At 42.1% G+C, this 2,879-nt stretch carries 3 protein-coding genes; 1 reads left to right on the top strand and 2 read right to left on the bottom strand.

Going from position 1 to position 2,879, the window contains the following annotated elements; genetic code table 11:
- Positions 1-323: 323 nt before the first annotated feature.
- Complete coding sequence (locus ACFQNG_RS18385; RefSeq protein ID WP_379867356.1) at positions 324-962, top strand: tetratricopeptide repeat protein; 639 nt, start codon at positions 324-326, stop codon at positions 960-962.
- A 196-nt stretch (positions 963-1,158) separates the two neighbouring features.
- Here ACFQNG_RS18385 and ACFQNG_RS18380 read toward each other — a convergent pair whose 3' ends face one another.
- Entirely contained in the window at positions 1,159-1,875 is a 717-nt protein-coding gene (locus ACFQNG_RS18380; protein ID WP_379867354.1) for an N-acetylmuramoyl-L-alanine amidase family protein, read from the bottom strand.
- Positions 1,872-2,273: a phage holin family protein gene (locus ACFQNG_RS18375; RefSeq protein ID WP_379867352.1), complete on the bottom strand. Its 402-nt coding sequence runs from the start codon at positions 2,271-2,273 to the stop codon at positions 1,872-1,874. Before ACFQNG_RS18375 ends, ACFQNG_RS18380 begins: the two co-directional genes overlap by 4 nt.
- Positions 2,274-2,879 lie beyond the last annotated feature (606 nt).

Below are 2,879 nucleotides of genomic sequence, written 5' to 3'. Positions count from 1 at the left end.
TTTAGTTGAAAAAGGGTGAAAAAGCGAGCTTAAGATACACTCTGTCCAAAATTAAGGGGTTAATCCGATGATGCTGTTCAACAGTTCAATAACACCCTCAAAGAATTAGAGAAAACATTAGGTCATGAAAAAACAAACCTTAAACCTTTGTGTCTTAATCACTTATCCATCATTGAATTTAAACGCGGCAACAGAGAAAAGGCTCTACGTTATGCAGAACAAGGCTTAAATTCATTCGATCTTAATGGAGATCGTAAGTATTACTACATGGCTCTTCAAACAAAGCCATTTATTTACGAAGTTTAGGCAGACAAGAAGAAGCTTTGAAAACTCTAGAAGAAATAAATATAAACTCGCTTGAAATAGATATTGACTACGCACTTGGAGTTCATGCATTGCGAGCAAGACTTAAAGAAGATATTAAAATGTTTGAGAATGCAGCCCAATGCGCCAAAAAAGGATTGGAAATAGCAAGAATCAATTATAACTATGAAAGGATGTTGGAACTGTACATTATCTTAGCAGACATTTACATAAGCAGCCACAAACTTCATAGAGCAAAATCTTGTTTAGAAGCTGGGATTGTCCTCAAGAATAAAATCACTCGGAGACATTGGTTGATTCTTGATGCTTATCTTAAATTAGGAGTTGTCCATTTCAAGATAAAAGACAACTCTTCATCTCGTAAATACTTGCAGGAGGCAAGAAAAATTGCGGAAAAAGAAAATGCTGTGCTAAAATATGCTCAAGCAATGCTCTTTACTGCAAAAACCTTTGTACCCGATCGTAAATATGAAGAGGCACTTTCCAAGTTTGAGGAAGTGATTAAACTTCGCACCAATGAGGAAACTTATTTAGAAGCCCTTGAAGGGTTGATGCAAGTTTACCTCTTGTTAGGAGATAACGTAAACTATATTAAGTATTCAAAGTTATACTACAAGGCACAAGGTTTCGATTTATAATAAGGGGGGGATACAAATGCAAACAACTCGTTTTTCAAACGGAGATCCAGAACCAACTGGTGACTAGTTAAAGAAGAAGGGTAATAGCATACTGGCTATTGCCTCTTCTTTTCAGCTTGATTGTATAAATACGTTAACGGAAAATATATAAAGAGAAACGGAGACAGTTTATTTCCGTTTCTCAGTTTGATGTACCTTACAACTTTTTTATTACTATTTCACCTTGCTTCTCTTGAATAACCTGCTTAACAACCCCTAAAATTTTCTCCACATAAGCAGTATCAAATATCTCCTTTCCATCCACCGTCACCCTATACATTGGTTTCGGTTTGGCAGGGGCTTCCGGTACATACTTTACTCCAAAATACTCACAGATTCCTTTGGCCGTCGCAACAGCAAACGCCTTTTGCACTTCGGGATCAACCATCTGTACGGCTTCTTCCAAACCTGGGTCATCCATAAACCCGTACTCAACTAAAACTGCCGGCATATTCGTCTCTCTCAACACATGGAAGTTCGCTGTCTTGATTCCTCTGTTTTTTCTATAGACACCCGAACGCAACACCTGATTGTGAATCAATTCCGCAGCCCTTTTTCCCCTTCGGCTACCGGCCCAGTGATACGTCTCCGCACCTTCTCCACCACCAGCATTATAATGAACCGAGATATACAAATCGGCTCCTTTTGCATTGGCCAAACTCGTCCGAGCAGACAACGGTATATCCTCATCATCGGGGGCTACAAGCAATGTGCGGAACCCACATCTTCTCAGTTCGATATCCATATACTTCACTACTTCATGATTAAATTCATTTTCCCTTACGGATCTACCTCCTAACTTTGGAATAGCAGGCGTCCGTTTTCCAGGAGTCCGCGCCCCATGCCCATCGTCCAACGCTACCAAGTAACTCATTCTTTATCACTCCCTTTGTCAGCATTACCTTTCTCACTTAACACGGCTACGGCCTTACGAATTACGTCAGGGATCGGAACCCCTGCCCTCCCAATGTTCTCGATGATACTGATCACTTCATTGGCAATATAAAAAGCGATAGTCGCATCTCGAAGCATGTGACCATCGCTTAATGTTTGATCCAACAAGTTGGCAACTGCAACAACCATAAACATCAGCACTTTGCCCGGAATCCCATTGTTCCCCACTCTACTAGAGAGCTTCCCTTGTTTTCCAGAAGCAATAACCCCACTGACATAATCAATGCAAGCTAAGGCAAACAAGGTGATTAATGCTTGCGAAATCCCTCCCCATAAAAACGAAGCAATCCCTCCAAGGATTCCTGTTGCCGCCTTCACCCACTGCTTCTATATGATATAAGTTCATAAACTCCTCCACTCCTTAACGCAAAATCTCATTATCTGCGTGTGAGGCACTTTGCTTCATTTTGTCTACTAAGCGAACTGGGACATTTCCAAAGACCACTTCTAAATCGATCTTGTTTGGCTCATACACCTCTTTACCACAGCAACCCGCGATCCATTAATACCCCAGTTCTTATCTTCCACCGTAACAAATCCCAGATCCCAATCCTTGCGATACTCAAATGTATCAGCGATCTTTGCCTCCAAGATAATCTCCGTTCTCATCTCCGCCAATTTTTGTCTCCCACGTTCTCTCAATCGACTAACCCACTGTCGGATACATCCTCGCCCTGTTCCGGTTGAATATCACAGGCATCGATAAACACTTCATATCGGTTAATCCCTGAACGCCAGTTATCAATCATCTCAATGCGTCGATCTTATCCTTCACCATCTTCTGCCCATCCGTTTACTATCGGAACTACCGAGGCCTCGTAATTGGATCACTCCCTCCTACTCCCAAAACTTCCGGTCCAACGCCCGGTACTGGATCGCCTCGGCGATATGGGCCACCTGGATCTTCTCCGCTCCCGCCAGGTC

Origin of the sequence: Laceyella putida, from assembly GCF_042665195.1 — a bacterium.
Taxonomy (GTDB): domain Bacteria; phylum Bacillota; class Bacilli; order Thermoactinomycetales; family Thermoactinomycetaceae; genus Laceyella; species Laceyella putida.
The sequence above is the reverse complement of the archived record's forward strand: the minus strand, read 5'-3'. Positions and strand labels throughout refer to the sequence as shown.